At 57.6% G+C, this 14771-nt stretch carries 15 protein-coding genes; 8 read left to right on the plus strand and 7 right to left on the minus strand.

Annotated elements, in window-relative coordinates:
• Positions 1-2 precede the first annotated feature (2 nt).
• A complete protein-coding gene (locus OS189_RS09255) occupies positions 3-1349 on the plus strand; it encodes a TolC family protein (RefSeq protein WP_267167028.1) in 1347 nt (448 codons plus the stop codon).
• Between the two features lie 169 nt (positions 1350-1518).
• Here OS189_RS09255 and leuB read toward each other — a convergent pair whose 3' ends face one another.
• The 6 genes from leuB to leuC all read right to left on the minus strand — a co-directional run bounded on the left by leuB (position 1519) and on the right by leuC (position 7175).
• Entirely contained in the window at positions 1519-2625 is a 1107-nt protein-coding gene (gene leuB / locus OS189_RS09260; protein ID WP_267167029.1) for a 3-isopropylmalate dehydrogenase, read from the minus strand.
• Between the two features lie 55 nt (positions 2626-2680).
• On the minus strand, positions 2681-3661 hold the full coding sequence (locus OS189_RS09265; protein WP_267167030.1) for an endonuclease/exonuclease/phosphatase family protein: 981 nt from the start codon (positions 3659-3661) through the stop codon (positions 2681-2683).
• 23 nt (positions 3662-3684) lie between these two features.
• The gene (locus OS189_RS09270) at positions 3685-4509 is read right to left on the minus strand and encodes a hypothetical protein (protein ID WP_267167031.1); all 825 of its coding nucleotides are present in this window, start codon (positions 4507-4509) and stop codon (positions 3685-3687) included.
• A 314-nt stretch (positions 4510-4823) separates the two neighbouring features.
• Complete coding sequence (gene leuD / locus OS189_RS09275; RefSeq protein ID WP_267167032.1) at positions 4824-5429, minus strand: 3-isopropylmalate dehydratase small subunit; 606 nt, start codon at positions 5427-5429, stop codon at positions 4824-4826.
• Positions 5426-5743 carry a hypothetical protein gene (locus tag OS189_RS09280; protein ID WP_267167033.1) on the minus strand — a complete coding sequence of 106 codons (318 nt, stop codon included), beginning with the start codon at positions 5741-5743 and terminating at the stop codon, positions 5426-5428. The genes leuD and OS189_RS09280 overlap by 4 nt, the downstream gene beginning before the upstream one ends.
• Position 5744: 1 nt before the next feature.
• Positions 5745-7175, minus strand: a complete 1431-nt coding sequence (gene leuC / locus OS189_RS09285; protein WP_267167034.1) for a 3-isopropylmalate dehydratase large subunit — start codon at positions 7173-7175, stop codon at positions 5745-5747.
• Positions 7176-7427: 252 nt separating this feature from the next.
• Here leuC and OS189_RS09290 point away from each other — a divergent pair, with 252 nt between their 5' ends.
• From OS189_RS09290 to rlmH, 3 genes are all read left to right on the plus strand, one after another.
• On the plus strand, positions 7428-8738 hold the full coding sequence (locus tag OS189_RS09290; RefSeq protein ID WP_267167035.1) for a mechanosensitive ion channel family protein: 1311 nt from the start codon (positions 7428-7430) through the stop codon (positions 8736-8738).
• Positions 8739-8929: 191 nt separating this feature from the next.
• On the plus strand, positions 8930-9286 hold the full coding sequence (gene rsfS / locus OS189_RS09295; protein ID WP_267167036.1) for a ribosome silencing factor: 357 nt from the start codon (positions 8930-8932) through the stop codon (positions 9284-9286).
• A gap of 6 nt (positions 9287-9292) precedes the next feature.
• The gene (rlmH, locus tag OS189_RS09300) at positions 9293-9763 is read left to right on the plus strand and encodes a 23S rRNA (pseudouridine(1915)-N(3))-methyltransferase RlmH (RefSeq protein WP_267167037.1); all 471 of its coding nucleotides are present in this window, start codon (positions 9293-9295) and stop codon (positions 9761-9763) included.
• Here rlmH and OS189_RS09305 read toward each other — a convergent pair.
• Positions 9760-10113 (minus strand): hypothetical protein, encoded by a 354-nt coding sequence (locus tag OS189_RS09305; protein WP_267167038.1) that lies wholly within the window; start codon positions 10111-10113, stop codon positions 9760-9762. The genes rlmH and OS189_RS09305 overlap by 4 nt on opposite strands.
• A gap of 324 nt (positions 10114-10437) precedes the next feature.
• Between OS189_RS09305 and OS189_RS09310 the strand changes: the two genes are divergently transcribed.
• Genes OS189_RS09310 through glcF form a run of 4 tightly spaced genes read left to right on the plus strand, consistent with a single transcriptional unit; the run spans position 10438 to position 14755 of the window.
• Entirely contained in the window at positions 10438-11886 is a 1449-nt protein-coding gene (locus OS189_RS09310) for an FAD-linked oxidase C-terminal domain-containing protein (protein WP_267167039.1), read from the plus strand.
• 59 nt (positions 11887-11945) lie between these two features.
• Positions 11946-13028 carry an FAD-binding protein gene (locus OS189_RS09315; protein WP_267167040.1) on the plus strand — a complete coding sequence of 361 codons (1083 nt, stop codon included), beginning with the start codon at positions 11946-11948 and terminating at the stop codon, positions 13026-13028.
• Positions 13025-13390, plus strand: coding sequence for a hypothetical protein (locus OS189_RS09320; RefSeq protein ID WP_267167041.1), 366 nt, complete (start codon positions 13025-13027; stop codon positions 13388-13390). Before OS189_RS09315 ends, OS189_RS09320 begins: the two co-directional genes overlap by 4 nt.
• Positions 13391-13399: 9 nt before the next feature.
• A complete protein-coding gene (gene glcF, locus OS189_RS09325; protein ID WP_267167042.1) occupies positions 13400-14755 on the plus strand; it encodes a glycolate oxidase subunit GlcF in 1356 nt (451 codons plus the stop codon).
• The last annotated feature ends 16 nt before the right edge of the window (positions 14756-14771 follow it).

A 14771-nucleotide genomic window follows, 5' to 3' on the forward strand; every position in this document is an offset into this window, starting at 1 on the left:
AGATGAGCCGGAAATTCGCAGCTTGGCCCTCACGGGGTTACGTGATCGGACTGACGCTGGGTCTGGCGTTTCTCGCCGGGTGTAGCCTGCCCGAACCTGATGGCTCAGAAGCCGCAATTGCCGCTAAGGCGGAAGGGTTGCCAACGCTGACGCCCGCCGAAGGCCGCAGCCCTGAAACGGTGTCCCGTAATGCACTGCTGCTCAGCCCTTCGGTCCGCGAGGCGGCCAGCCGCGTGTCGGCAAGCGCGGATGAAGTGCGTGTGCAGCGCGCGGTGATATTCCCCAGTCTTGGTCTGTCGATCAACGGCGGGGTAGGGGATGCAGGCGAAGAAGACACCAACATCGATCTGGAAGGCCGCCAGCTTATTCTGGATTTCGGCAAAACCAAACGCGCGGTGACAGCCGCCGATCTTGATCTGCAAATCAATTACATCACCTTCCAGCAGTCGGTTGATACAGCCATTTTCGAAGTGCTTGAGGCCTATGACGCCGTGAGCAAGAATGTGCAGATACTGGATGTGCGTCGCAAGCAGCTGGCAGCGATGCGTAATCTGCAAAAGATGGTGTCTGACAGGCACAACATCGGTGCGGCCCCGTCTTCGGACGTTCTGGAAACGCGCAAGCGCCTTCAGGCGGCAGAGTTTCTGGTTCACGACACAGAACTGTTGCTGGCCGAGGGCCGTGACCGGCTGGCCCGGTTAAGCGGCCAGTCGCGCGGTGGCCGGTTACCAGCGCTAAAGGTTGGTACCTGCTCCTCCGCTGAAAACTCGGATGAATTGCGCAAGGCGCGTCTGGAGCTGGCGAAAGCGCAGCTTGATCTTGCCAGTGCCGAACGCGCGCGTCTGCCACGCGCCTACATTGAACCGCTTGCGCGTCACAAGGCGGGCACAGGCGGCATCTCTGTCGGGATGAACGTGGGCATCGACTCGGATCTGTTGCAGGGTGGTGCGCTTACCGCACGCGCCAATGCCGCACGTAACAAAAGCGCAGGCGCGCAGGCCGGTGTCAGCGCCGCGCGCCGTGATATCGCGCTCGATGTCGGACAGCTCAAACGCGAGATAGCAGCCGCCGGAAAGAAATCCAGCATGTTGCAGCGCCAGATATCGCTGCTTGTCCAGACGCGCAGCCTGTATCGCAGCCAGTATTTCGATCTGGGAACGCGCGAGGTGTCGGAACTGCTGGACAACGAGGAAGAGTACTACAACCGCAAGGCTGAACTGATCGAGTTGAATTCAGAATTGGGATTGAATCGGGTCGAATGTGCAATCCGCCAGCAGACCTTGCGCAATGCGGTCGGCGTTGCGGGCTCTAAAATCTACGGATACCCGTTGGCTTCCAGTACGTTCTAGATGTTTATTCTCTGATCTGCTGGCCAGAAAATCAAACGCCGCTCCGGTGATCTGCCCCAATTCGGTTGTCGAACTCTGGGAAGTTTCCGCTGCTGTTTATCGGGACGTTTTCTGCTCTAATCTTCAGGCGGGCGTTGATGCGCGCGGGTGTGACGCGCGCACCGTTCTTTTACAGGCTAGCGTCAAGCGCCGCGAGGATCACGTCACCCATCTCGGTGGTTGAGATCGGTGTGCCGCCTTCTTCGCCCATCAGATCGGCTGTGCGCGCGCCATCTGCCAGCACCTTTTCCACAGCTTTTTCAAGGCGTGTCGCCTCTTCGCCCTGATCGAACGAGTACCGCAGCGCCATGGCAAAGCTGAGGATGCAGGCGATCGGGTTTGCCTTGCCCTGACCCGTGATGTCGGGAGCAGAGCCGTGTACGGGTTCGTACAGCGCCTTGGGGCGGCCATCGGCATTCGGCGCGCCGAGGGATGCGGAAGGCAGCATGCCCAGCGACCCCGTCAGCATTGCCGCGCAGTCGGACAGGATGTCACCAAACAGGTTGTCGGTCAGGATCACGTCAAATTGTTTGGGCGCGCGCACCAGCTGCATTGCGCCATTGTCAGCGTACATGTGCGACAGCTCGACATCGGGATAGTCGGCATCATGCACACGCTGCACAACCTCGCGCCACAGGATGCCGCTCTCCATCACGTTGGCCTTTTCCATCGAGCAAACCTTGTTGCCACGGCGGCGTGCCAGTTCGAATGCCGAGCGCGCGACGCGGTCAATCTCTGATTCCGTGTAGCGCTGCGTGTTGATGCCGACACGTTCGTTGCCTTCCTCGAAAATGCCGCGCGGCTCTCCGAAATAGACGCCGGATGTCAGCTCCCGCACGATCATAATGTCCAGACCGGCGATCAGCTCTTTTTTGAGAGAGGAGAAATCCGCCAGCGCGTCAAAGCACTGCGCGGGGCGCAGATTTGAAAACAGGTCCATTTCCTTGCGCAGGCGCAGCAGGCCGCGCTCGGGCTTTACGCTGAAATCAAGTGCGTCGTACTTGGGGCCGCCGACCGCGCCCAGCAGTACCGCGTCCGCCTCCAGCGCCTTTGCCATGGTATCGTCGTGCAACGGTGTGCCGTGCTTGTCATAGGCCGCACCACCGACAAGATCATGCTCCACGTCGAATGCCAGATCGCGCTTTTCACCGAACCAGTCGATGATACGGGTGACCTGGCCCATGACCTCGGGGCCGATGCCGTCACCGGCGAGGATCAAAAGAGTGGGGTTTGACATGGGAAATGCTCCTGAGAATTGGTTGCAGGTGGCGTAGCGCGCGCAGGGTTGGGCGTCAAGGATTGCGGGGCGCGATGTCCACCCACAGCAGGCTGTGGCGGCTTGCGGCGGGGGCCGTGACCATGCCGTGATCAACCACGCGCCAACCGGTCGAGGGCAGCAGGTAATCGACCCGCAAATCGCCTGGAACAGGCTCTTTGAAATCGGCGGTCGGGGTGTCGTCAAAAGGGTTTTGCAGCTTGGGGTGATCAAGCAGCGCAATCATTGCCGCCGGTCTGCCATTGCCGCGCGCGGGGTCTGTGTTGCTTGTGCCTGACAGGACGAATGGCAGGCCGCTTTTGTCATCCACCATGTAATGTAGCCAGAATGCCGCCTCGTCATGGTTGCGCCTGCCGTTGCGATCCTCGGGGCCGTCATAAACAGGGGGCGTTGCGTGAAACGTCATCAGGCGAAGGGTGCCGAAGTCGGGTGTGACAACAGGCACTATCCAATGCCCCCGCGTGGAAAGGCGATGCACCTGATAGATGTCATCGCCGCCAAAGGGCGCGCCGTCTTTCATAGGGTAGATATTATCTGGAAGGTCGCGCCACAGCATAGCGGTATAATCTTCAACCGCGTCTTGCTGGATGGGAAAACGGGACAGCACCGCCATACCGCCCGCGCCGTTGAACCGCCCGTAACCGTGGGCATCATCTGCATCGCCCAGCCTGCCATTTCCGTTCAGGTCCATGCCGCTGGTCTGCCCTGCATTGGGTGCGGCGGTAAACCGGTGAGGATAGGAAATGCCCGACTTTGCCAGATCATCGGCCAGCGCGTTCAGGGCAGTGGCGCGCAGATCGTAGTCGATACCCTGCAGGGCGATGATGTCAGGCCGCACATCCAGCAAAACAGTCTTGAAGGCGGCAATCTGCGGGTCTTTGCCTTTCAGGATATCGCGCAACAACAGGCCGGGGCCTTTGCGCTTCAGCTCTGCGTTGAACGTTGCAATGCGAACGGTGGTGTCCTGTGCGTCAGCGGCGGTAGCGGCAAAAGCCATCACCGCCGCAAACAGAGCGCGGATCAGGCCGTTTGCAGCCCGCTCTCTGCTTCGGCATAGGTGCGTTTGCGTTTTTCTTCGATCATGTCGGCGATTTTGCCCATGGCAATACCGCGCATGATGATGCTTGCCGGAAGGAAGGCCCATGCTGCGATTGTCCAGATCAGTGTTTGCGGGTTTTGCAATGTAACAGGGTCTAGCAGACCGGCACCCAGCTTGACCACAGCAGGCACGAGGAAAGGCAAAAGGAACCCAAGCGCGATATTCACACGTGCATCACGCTGCAACCGCTCCAGCACGTCACCGCCTGCGGTCGGGTCAAACAAGGGCAGGTTGACCCAGACATTGAACGCGCCGGACCGTGCGGGCCAGTTCAGGACGCGGACAAGGATCAGAAATGCGGTCATCGCGATGAGCGAGATCATATAGGACAGACCCGCCGCAGTGCGCACGAAACTGATGGTTTCATAGGACGCATCCGGCGGCAGCATCAGCACCACAAGACGGACAGGAGAGTATGGAAAATCTATCGCATTGCCTACAATCGTTCCGATCGAGGTCAGCGCGTTTGTCAACGCTGTCGGGTCGCTCATTCCTTTCAGGATCGCGCTGAGCAGGAAAACAGTTGCAAAAAGAGATGCAAAACGCAGGCGGTTGAACGGGGCTGCATCCCTGAATTCTACGATACTTGGGAACACCGAATTGTATTCGACAAACGTCAATACCGCAGCGAGCAGCGCCACCAGTAAAACAACTTGCGTTGAATCATTAGCAAGACCCGGCAACACAAGAGCCGGTGTCATGATCAAAATCGCCACTAAAAGTCCACGCGCCACGGCGCTGGTCATTCGTACAATCAACGTTCTATCCCTTTCAAACTGGCCAGCCGCGTTTGCCGCGTGCTTGTCCCAACTTGATGCCTTCGGGTCGAGAAGGCCTGCCTCATTGTTGTCACAATCGTGCCTTCTTTCGCCTTAGTTCTCAAGACTATTACGTCACATGACCGTATGGGCGGGGCGTTTTGAGGGAGAGGGTGGTGCGATCTTGCATCATTTCAGCGGCGTAATTATGGCAATCGCAATATCTAGTGGGCACAGTGTTTGTGCCCACTAGGACATCTTCGATATTTTGGAAGAAGTTTAATTTAGGGTTAGCTTTCAGCCTAAACCCAAGGACGGCTTTGTGTGGCTGCCGCTTCGAATGCGTTGATGGATGCCTCTTTTTCCATGGTCAGGCCGATATCGTCCAGGCCGTTCATCAGACAATGTTTTTTGAACGGATCAACATCAAAGGTGAACACATCACCATCCGAGGAGGTTATGGTCTGGCTTTCCAGATCAACTTCGATCCGCGCATTGGCACCTTTTTCCGCATCTTTCATCAACACATCAACCTGCTCCTGGGGCAGCACGATGGGCAGGATGCCGTTTTTGAAGCAGTTGTTATAAAAGATATCCGCATAGCTGGGTGCGATGATGCAGGTAATGCCGAAATCGGCGATCGCCCATGGCGCGTGCTCGCGCGAGGAGCCACAGCCGAAGTTGTCGCCCGCCACAAGGATTTGCGCATCGCGATACTGGGGTTTGTTCAGCACGAAATCGGGAATTTCGTTTCGGTCGTCATCATAGCGCATTTCGTCAAACAGGTTCACGCCAAGGCCGGAACGCTTGATCGTTTTCAAGAACTGTTTGGGGATGATCATATCGGTGTCGATATTGATCAGCGGCATGGGGGCTGCGATGCCGCTAAGGGTGGTGAATTTGTTCATGTCTGGTTTCCTTTTTCGATGCCGCTGCGTGCTTTGGCACGGGGCGTAGCATCTTGTTCGAAATGGCGTTTGCCATAAGTAAGGGCGAAGAACATCCAGCCGATTGCGGACGCAATCCCGATGGCAAATCCCGCAGCAAACCATATTTCATGTCGCTGCAGGATCGCCATCGCGGAAAAGCATCCCACGGCCAAAAGCATAAAGAAGACAAATCCGGGAATCGCCAAGCGCAGGGTGCGCGGGTTGCTTGACCGGATGCGGTACTCCGCCGCGGTCCCTGCATCATAGCGTTTCTCGAACAGTGCCTTGTTCATTTCAGGCGCTTTCGCCCATCAAATCGCGCACATCGGTCAGCTTTCCGGTGATTGCCGCGGCCGCTGCCATCGCGGGCGACATCAGGTGTGTGCGTCCGCCACGGCCCTGACGGCCCTCGAAGTTGCGGTTGGAGGTGGCGGCACACCGCTCGCCCGGCGCCAGTTGGTCGGGGTTCATGGCCAGACACATGGAACAACCTGCCAGACGCCACTCGAATCCGGCGTCGATGAAGATATCGGCCAGCCCTTCTTCCTCGGCTTGCGCACGCACCAGCCCCGAACCGGGTACGATCATGGCGCGCATACCTTCCTTGATCTTCTTGCCCTTCAGGATTGCCGCCGCTGCGCGCAGATCCTCAATGCGACCATTGGTGCAAGACCCGATGAACACGGTATCGATTTCCACGTCTGTCAAAGGCATACCAGCCGTCAGGCCCATATATTCAAGCGACCGCTGGGCCGCGCCCACCTTGCCACCCTCAAAATCGGATGCGGCGGGGACGTTGGCAGTGATCGGCAGCACGTCCTCGGGGGAAGTACCCCACGTGACCACAGGTGCGATGTCTTCGCCTTTCAGTGTGATGATCTTGTCCCAGTGGGCGTCGTCGTCGGAGTACAGCGTTTTCCACCATGCAAGGGCGGCTTCCCATTGCGCGCCTTTCGGTGCGTGGGGGCGGCCCATGCAGTATTCGAATGTTTTTTCGTCCGGCGCAATCAGGCCAGCGCGTGCGCCGCCCTCGATTGCCATGTTGCAGACCGTCATGCGGCCCTCCATCGACAGATCGCGAATCGCCTCGCCGCAATATTCGATGACATAGCCGGTGCCGCCAGCGGTGCCGGTTTCGCCGATCACCGACAGGGTGATGTCTTTTGCTGTCACACCGGGACGCAGTTTGCCGGTGATCTCGACCTTCATGTTTTTGGATTTCTTCTGGATCAGCGTTTGTGTCGCCAGAACATGCTCAACCTCGGAGGTGCCGATGCCATGCGCCAACGCGCCGAACGCGCCGTGTGTGGCGGTGTGGCTATCACCGCATACCACGGTCATGCCGGGCAGGGTCCAGCCCTGCTCGGGGCCGACGATATGCACAATCCCCTGACGCACATCTGAAACGGGGTAGTAGTGGATGCCGAAATCCTTGGCGTTCTTGTCCAGCGCTTCAACCTGAATACGGCTGTCTTCGGTCATTGTGGCCGCATTGGCACGGTCCAGCGTGGTAGGGACGTTGTGATCGGGCACCGCAATCGTTTTGTCCGGCGCGCGCACCGGACGGTTGGTCATGCGCAAACCTTCAAACGCCTGCGGGCTGGTGACCTCATGCACCAGATGGCGGTCGATATACAAAAGGCAGGTTCCGTCGTCGGCCTCATGGGCGACATGCGCGTTCCAGATTTTATCATAAAGCGTTTTGGGGGAATTCGTGGGGGACATATCGGTCCTCTCCCTTGGATGATGTGAGTGTAATGAACAGCAGGTTGGTGCAGCCGCGCAATTGCGCAGGACGGTTTATAGCCGTGCCAGCACTGTGCGCGTCGCTCCGAAAAAGCGTTCGCGCAGGCGGGCGCGGTCAGTCTGGTTGAAGACGTGTTTCATAAGCACAGCAGATACAGCGCATTGCGCAACGCTGCAAGGGTTGCAGGCATTCGCCCTTCATGCGACGATTTTTTTCATTAAGGAGCACACATGCAAGACCCGACCGATCCGTTTGCCGAATTTACCGCGTCCCTACAGGTATTCTGGGCCAACGCGATGGGCTTTCTTACGGATGTGATAGAACCGGGATGGCGGCGCAATCAGGTGATCATCATTGTGGTTGTGGCGTTGGTTTCATGGGCGCTGCACACCAGAAGCGGCGCGGCCCTGCAGGAATGGGTGCGCTCGCGCGAGGGGTGGCAAAAGTGGCAGCTGCGCATGATCGTCCAGATCAAGCGACGGTTGGGCCTGATCTGGTTCTGCCTGATAATCGGAATTATCTATTTCGTAATGCAGAATATCATGTGGCCGTCCCGTTCCTATCTGATCGGGGTTGTCGGGCAGCTTGCGTTTGTGTGGCTGTGCATTGCTTTTGCCGCGCGTCTGGTGCGCAACCGTCCGCTGCGGCGGACCGTGACGTGGTCACTGTGGATTTACGGCACACTCTATCTGCTGAATGTCTCTGATGATGTTGCGGCGTTTCTCGACCGGATCGCCGTGCAACTGGGTGATTTCCGCCTGTCAGTTCTGACGCTGATCACCGCTGTCGTTGTGATCGGTGCGCTGGTGATGCTGGCGCGGATTGCCTCACAGGCGACAGCCAGCACCATCCGGCGCAACGAAGATATCAGCCCCTCCATGCAGGTGCTTGCCGTCAAGGGTGTGCAACTGGCGATGTACGGCATTGCCTTTTATCTGGGCGTAAAGGCCGTTGGCATTGATCTGACGGGTCTTGCGGTTCTATCCGGTGCCATCGGTGTCGGCCTCGGTTTCGGTTTGCAAAAAGTGGTGTCGAATCTTGTGTCGGGGGTGATCATCCTTCTGGATAAGTCCATCAAGCCGGGGGATGTGATCAGTCTGGGCGAAACATTCGGCTGGATCCAGACACTGGGCGCGCGATACGCCTCTGTCGTCACGCGCGACGGTAAAGAATACCTGATCCCGAACGAAGACCTGATCACGGGGCAGGTGGTCAACTGGTCGCACTCAAATGATTTTGTGCGGCTGGATATCTATTTCGGTACTGCCTACGGCGACGATCCGCATGTGGTGCGCAAACTGGCGATTGAGGCAGCCTCCTCTGTCCCGCGTGTTCTGGCCAGCAAGGCACCGGTCTGCCATATCGTCGGCTTTGGCGACAGCAGTGTGGATTATATCCTGCGCTTCTGGATCAGGGACCCCACCGGCGGCCTGACCAACATCAGGGGCAATGTCTATCTCGCCCTGTGGGACGCGTTTAAAGAGAACGATATCTCCATCCCGTTCCCCCAGCGCGAAGTGCGTATGCTGGAGAAAGATTGACGTGGACAAAATCGCCACAGAACATGACAGTAGGGCAGGTATAATCGCCCGTGTCATTGAAATGCGGCACTTGCGTTGCTAACTACCGATCAATCCCCAGCGCCGGGGGTCTGGCGGCGCGACAAAAGGAGGACAATGTCCTGTCTACTCAAACTCAAGCAGGTGCGCCTGCGCTCAACGGTGCAGTCGTAATGGCTGGCCACAAGAAAGCCACCAGCGATCTGTTGTTGGAAACGGTCCTTTCGTCGCTTCATGACGACAAGGCAGAAGACATCGTGCAGATTGATCTGCGCGAAAAAACCGAAATCGGTGATCATATGGTCATCTGCTCGGGTCGGTCGACCCGTCAGGTGACATCCATTTCCGAAAAACTAGCGCAGCGGGTCAAGGACGAATTTGGCCATTCCGTGCGGGTTGAAGGCAAGGATTCGGGCGACTGGGTACTTATCGACACGGGTGATGTTATCGTCCATGTGTTCCGCCCCGAAGTGCGTGAATTCTACCAGCTTGAAAAAATGTGGCTGCCGCAGCCCGATGCCGCTTCCTGATCGCGGATGAAGGTGCAGATTTGTGCCGTCGGGCGGCTGCGTGCCGGCCCTGAGAAAACGCTGATCGACGACTACCTCAAACGATTCGACAGAACCGGCCGCGGGCTATCCCTCGGGCCGGTTTCTGTTTTGGAGGTGGACGACAGAAAAGGCGGCGGCATGTCGGCAGAAGCGGCGCTGTTGCGCCGTGCCGTGCCGCAAGGCGCTGTTATCTGTGCGCTGGACGAACGAGGCGTGGTTGAAACATCGCCCAAATTTGCCCGTCGTATTGCCGGATGGCGCGATACCGGGCGTAGCGATCTGGCGTTTGTGATCGGTGGCGCTGATGGCATCGATCCCGAACTGCGCGCGCAGGCCGACCACCTTTTGTCATTCGGGTCAATGGTCTGGCCGCATATGATGGTGCGCGTCATGCTGGCCGAGCAGCTGTACCGCGCGGCCTCAATCCTGTCGGGCGGGCCCTATCACCGGGTTTAGGGCAGTTTTATCGTTTTTGTGTTCGGTGACCAGCCGGTGGCGGTGTCGCGAACTTCGATCACAACTGTATCGACACCCGCCGGAATTTTCACTCCGGACAGCGAGCGCGTGAACGGTTGTTCGTCAACGTGGGGATGTGCAAGATCGCGCTCACCCAGAATGTTGCCGTCCATATCCTTGATACGCCATGCATCCGCATAATCATCCCACCCTTTGTCGGAGTGAAGCACTGTTACGCTAAACGTATAGGCAGGGCCGGATTTACTGACATTTACATGCTGGACAGTGGCCGGATCAGCCAATGCGGGTGACGCTGTCAGCGCAAATGTGAGAAGGGCTTTTTTAATCATGATCATTTTCCAAATACAGGAAGTTGATATATGCAGCCTGTGTTAGTCTTCCAAGAGGCACTTTGGATAGGGCAGCGAATTTCTGCCGTTATTTTAACAGGCGCTGATGCGGAAACTGTAACCGCGTGAGGATATCCCAGCTGTGTAATCGCAATCGGTCAGTTTCAAAATTTCGGGGGAATGTTTATCTTCTGTAAAACAGTTTTGCCTAGCCCTTTAGCTATGAACGGAGCAAGATGGCTACAGGTAGTAAACTTGCTCTGACCCCTTATTGGTAATAGTATTTTACCAGACTTACCGTGCCGGACCGCATTGGAGTATTCTATGGAAATGCCGACCCCGAATTCCGCTGTGCTGGCCCGCAAAGCGCGTGTGGTTGAACGGTTGAAGGCTGTGCTGGCCGCCGATGCAGTGATCCACGATCTTGCGCAGACCCGCGCCTATGAATGTGATGCGCTTACAGCGTATCGCTGCGCGCCAATGGTTGTCGTGCTGCCCGCCAGCACCGAGGAAGTGTCGGCCGTTTTGCGTATCTGCCATGAAGAAAGTGTTCCCGTTGTCCCGCGCGGGTCGGGCACATCGTTGGCTGGTGGTGCGCTGCCGACAGCGGATTGTGTGGTTCTTGGCGTGGCGCGCATGAACGATGTGATCGAGACGGATTATGACAACCGGTTCATCCGGGTCCAGACCGGACGCACCAACCTCAGCGTGACAGGCGCGGTGGAAGAAGACGGATTTTTCTACGCACCCGATCCCTCAAGCCAGCTTGCCTGCGCCATTGCAGGCAACATCGCGATGAATTCGGGTGGGGCGCATTGCCTGAAATACGGCGTGACAACCAATAACCTGATGGGCGTCAAGATGGTGATGATGGATGGCGAGATTGTTCAAATCGGCGGCAGCTATCTGGATGCAGGCGGGCTGGACCTGCTAGGCGTCATCTGCGGCTCTGAGGGGCAATTGGGTGTTGTGACCGAAGCAACACTGCGCATTCTGCACAAACCCGAAGGCGCGCGACCTGTGCTGATGGGGTTTGACGACAGCGAAGTCGCCGGTGCTTGTGTCACCGATATCATCAAGGCAGGTGTCCTGCCTGTTGCGATCGAATTCATGGATCGTCCCTGTATCGAAGCGACCGAAGCCTTCGCCAAGGCAGGCTATCCTATGTGTGAGGCGTTGTTGATCGTCGAGGTTGAAGGCTCGGATGCGGAGATTGACCACCAGCTTGAGCTGATCATGGACATCGCGCGCCGTCATCATCCCGTTGAACTGCGCCAGAGCCGGTCTGCCGAAGAAAGTGCAGCGATCTGGCTGGGACGCAAAAGCGCGTTTGGCGCGATGGGGCAGATCAACGATTATATGTGTCTGGATGGAACCATACCCGTGTCGAGCTTGCCGCATGTGCTGCGCCGGATCGGCGAGATGTCGGAAGAATTCGGACTGAAAGTGGGGAATGTATTCCATGCCGGTGACGGCAACATGCATCCGCTGATCCTGTTTGATGCAAACAAACCCGGTGATCTGGAACTGTGCGAGGCATTCGGTGCCGAGATCCTTAAGTTGTGTGTTGAAGTGGGGGGATGCCTGACGGGAGAACACGGTGTCGGGATCGAAAAGCGTGATCTGATGCATGTGCAGTATAGTGTAACTGATTTGGAAGCGCAGATGGCAGTGAAGGACGTGTTTGACCCGCAATGGTTGTTGAACCCTGCCAAGGTTTTTCCGCTTGATGTGTCTGACGCGCGCCGGCATGTGCCGGACGCTGCGGCGTAACTGTTGAATTGGGAGGCCAGCCTCCCAAACCCTCCGGGATATTTAGGGCCAAAAGAAATATGCATCATCCCCAGACTGAAGACGAATTGGCGGAGATCATCCGCAGTTCTGACGGACCGTTGGCTATTCGGGGTGGTGGTACGCGCGGGATGGGATGTTCCGGTGTCGGGCTGAGCATGGCGGCGGTATCGGGTATTACCCTTTATGAACCGGGTGCGATGACTGTTGTTGCGCGCGCTGGTACGCCGGTTGCGGAAATTGAGGAGGTTCTGGGGCAGGAAAACCAGAGGCTGGCATTCGAACCGATGGATCATCGGGTGTTGTTGGGCACGCAGGGCACGCCGACGATTGGTGGCGTATTTGCAGCGAATATAAGTGGACCGCGTCGGATATCTGTTGGGGCGGCGCGTGATTTTTTGCTGGGTGTGCGATATGTAGATGGCGCGGGGCAGATTGTGAAAAACGGTGGTCGGGTGATGAAAAACGTCACCGGCTATGATCTGGTAAAGTTGATGTCGGGGGCGTTCGGAACCTTAGGCGTATTGAGCGAGGTTTCGTTCAAGGTTTTGCCACGGCCGGAGACCGATGCGACATTGATCCTTCACGGTTTGGAAGATGAGGCGGCTGTCGCTGCGCTTGCCAGGGCGCTGGGCAGTCCGTTCGAGGTGTCTGCGGCTGCGCATGATCCAGCAACGCGCGAAACCATGTTGCGGATTGAAGGGTTTACGGATTCGGTCAGGTATCGCACCGGGGCATTGCAGGCTCTGCTGGGGGGGGAGACTTCTATCGAGAGCGAAGGTGCGGCGCGTTGGCGCAGGTGGCGTGATCTTGAAGGGTTTGCGATGGTGGACGAAGATGTCTGGCGTGTTTCGTGCAAGCCGTCGGCAGCACCTGAACTGGCGGCCAGATCAGGTGCTAGGGCTGTGCGGTATGACTGGGCGGGCGGTTTGATCTGGCTGCGGACACCGGCGGGACATGATTTACGCGCGGCACTGGGGGAGTATGACGGTCACGCAACTGTGGTGCGCGGTAATGTGCGGCCTGTTTTCGAGCCTGAAGCTGTGGGCGTTGCGCGGATCACTGCGGGACTGCGTGCGCGCTTCGATCCGCGTGGTTTGTTAAATGCGGGGCTGATGAGTTGATCTATTCTATATTGTTTTTGATGGTGTTTGTCGGGGGTCCATTGGCCTTTCGCGCGTTAACACGTGGTGGCCCGTCGCCTGCTGCATTCCGGCGTTTGGCATTGTTTACGGCCTTGTGTGCTGCAACGGGGCTGACATTGCGCTACGGCTTCGCAGATATGTGGGGGCGGGATGTTCTGGTCACCGGTGCCGGCATTGCATTCATCTGGGGAGGGTGGATCGGTGTGCTGGCCTACGGTGCGCAGGCGTTCCGGCGGATAGACAATGGCCTGCATATGCGGCGCTGGACGTCGGTGATTGGCGCGCTGGGAACAACGATGCCATGGTTCGGGCTGGCCAGTGCCAGTATGCTGGCTGTTTAGGGGCACAGTATGCAAACAAACTTTACACAAGAACAACTGGAAGACCCTGCGACCAGCCGCGCCAATGATATTTTGCGGGCCTGTGTGCATTGCGGGTTTTGCACCGCGACCTGCCCGACCTATCAGGTTTTGGGGGATGAGCTGGACAGCCCGCGTGGCCGGATTTATCTGATCAAGGATATGCTAGAGAACGAGCGTGTGCCGGATGCAAAAACAGTCAAACACATCGACCGGTGCCTGAGTTGTCTGGCCTGTATGACAACCTGCCCGTCAGGTGTGCATTACATGCATCTGGTGGACCACGCCCGTGACTATATCGAACAGCGTTACAAACGTCCGCTGTCGGATCGCGCCTTGCGCTGGATGCTGGCGCGGATATTGCCGTATCCGATGCGGTTCCGGCTGGCGCTGGTGGGGGCGAAAATCGGGCGACCTTTTGCGCGGATTATGCCTGATGCACGCTTGCGTGCGATGCTTGAAATGGCGCCCGACGCGATCCCCCCGGTGAGCCGAAATGACGACCCGCAGACGTTTGCGGCGACCGCGCCCAGGCGGATGCGCGTGGCGCTGATGACAGGCTGTGCGCAAAAAGCCCTGAACACAGATATTAACGATGCAACCATTCGGCTGCTGACGCGCTTGGGTGCCGAGGTTGTCGTTGCAGAAGGGGCCGGATGCTGCGGTGCCCTGACGCATCACATGGGAAAGACAGACGAAAGCCATGCAAGTGCGGCTAAAAATATCCGTGCTTGGGTGCGTGAGATGGATCAGGGTGGGCTTGATGCGATTGTGATCAATACCTCTGGGTGTGGAACGACAGTAAAGGACTACGGCCACATGTTCCGCAACACGCCATTGGCTGTTGATGCGGCGCGGGTTGCAGCGGTTGCACAGGATGTCAGTGAGGTCCTAATGACCCTTACAGTCGCAGATGGTGAAGCGAAAACCACTGAGAAAAAACCGCTCGGCGCGCCGGAGGAACTGGTTGTGGCCTATCACGCCGCGTGTTCCCTACAGCATGGGCAGCAGATCAAAACGCATCCGAAGACGCTGTTGAAAAACGCGGGCTTCACGGTGGTCGAGCCAGCGGATTCCCATCTGTGTTGCGGCTCCGCCGGAACTTACAATTTGATGCAGCCCGAAATCTCGGGGCAGCTAAAACAACGTAAAGTTAGGACGTTGGAGGCAAAAAAACCTGATGTAATCGCAGCGGGTAACATTGGATGTATGATGCAGATCGGCTCTGCCGCGTCGGTGCCGGTGGTCCACACGGTCGAACTGCTGGATTGGGCGTGGGGCGGGCCAAAACCGCCGGCGCTGGATGGCGAAATTCTGCAAAAAGATAAAATACCACGCTTGCGTTAACTGCTTTGCCCTAATT

Source organism: Sulfitobacter sp. F26169L, from assembly GCF_026410285.1.
Classification (GTDB): domain Bacteria; phylum Pseudomonadota; class Alphaproteobacteria; order Rhodobacterales; family Rhodobacteraceae; genus Sulfitobacter.

Bases quoted from the DNA above. Each gene is read 5' to 3' on its own strand.
- rsfS (WP_267167036.1), top strand. From the start codon at position 8,930: ATGGCTGGCCACAAGAAAGCCACCAGCGATCTGTTGTTGGAAACGGTC.
- OS189_RS09310 (WP_267167039.1), top strand. From the start codon at position 10,438: ATGGAAATGCCGACCCCGAATTCCGCTGTGCTGGCCCGCAAAGCGCGT.
- glcF (WP_267167042.1), top strand. From the start codon at position 13,400: ATGCAAACAAACTTTACACAAGAACAACTGGAAGACCCTGCGACCAGC.
- OS189_RS09265 (WP_267167030.1), bottom strand. From the start codon at position 3,661: ATGGCTTTTGCCGCTACCGCCGCTGACGCACAGGACACCACCGTTCGC.
- OS189_RS09280 (WP_267167033.1), bottom strand. From the start codon at position 5,743: ATGAACAAGGCACTGTTCGAGAAACGCTATGATGCAGGGACCGCGGCG.
- OS189_RS09290 (WP_267167035.1), top strand. From the start codon at position 7,428: ATGCAAGACCCGACCGATCCGTTTGCCGAATTTACCGCGTCCCTACAG.
- leuC (WP_267167034.1), bottom strand. From the start codon at position 7,175: ATGTCCCCCACGAATTCCCCCAAAACGCTTTATGATAAAATCTGGAAC.
- leuB (WP_267167029.1), bottom strand. From the start codon at position 2,625: ATGTCAAACCCCACTCTTTTGATCCTCGCCGGTGACGGCATCGGCCCC.
- OS189_RS09315 (WP_267167040.1), top strand. From the start codon at position 11,946: ATGCATCATCCCCAGACTGAAGACGAATTGGCGGAGATCATCCGCAGT.
- leuD (WP_267167032.1), bottom strand. From the start codon at position 5,429: ATGAACAAATTCACCACCCTTAGCGGCATCGCAGCCCCCATGCCGCTG.
- rlmH (WP_267167037.1), top strand. From the start codon at position 9,293: ATGAAGGTGCAGATTTGTGCCGTCGGGCGGCTGCGTGCCGGCCCTGAG.
- OS189_RS09270 (WP_267167031.1), bottom strand. From the start codon at position 4,509: ATGACCAGCGCCGTGGCGCGTGGACTTTTAGTGGCGATTTTGATCATG.
- OS189_RS09305 (WP_267167038.1), bottom strand. From the start codon at position 10,113: ATGATTAAAAAAGCCCTTCTCACATTTGCGCTGACAGCGTCACCCGCA.
- OS189_RS09255 (WP_267167028.1), top strand. From the start codon at position 3: ATGAGCCGGAAATTCGCAGCTTGGCCCTCACGGGGTTACGTGATCGGA.